General features: G+C 62.6%; 1 protein-coding gene. It reads right to left on the bottom strand.

What is annotated here, in order from left to right; genetic code table 11:
* Positions 1 to 257 (bottom strand): hypothetical protein (locus CVH10_RS26200; protein ID WP_181244677.1); only part of this gene is annotated, 257 nt, incomplete at both ends.

Genomic DNA, 257 nt, shown 5'->3' with positions numbered 1-257 from the left:
ACATCGCCCTGGTCGTAGCGAATCTCGGCACGAGCCTGATCCTGTCGGCTGCGGATCACCGAATAATCACCGACGATCGGCATCACGACGGGCTTCCTGTTCACCAACAAGGGTCGGTTGTCCGCCTGCGCCACGGGCAGCAGCCTGGGATCGATCACCGCGCCGTTGACCGGTGTGCCGGCGGTCGGGTTGTTGTAGACCGACGCGGAGTAGCCGAGCTGGTAAAATTGCATCGGCTGCGCCTGATTGATCAGCCG

The sequence above is a fragment of the Halomonas sp. ND22Bw genome (assembly GCF_003011945.1).
Taxonomy (GTDB): Bacteria; Pseudomonadota; Gammaproteobacteria; order Pseudomonadales; family Halomonadaceae; genus Halomonas; species Halomonas halophila.
Note: the sequence above shows the minus strand (reverse complement) of the source record. Positions and strands in the feature narration are given on the sequence as shown.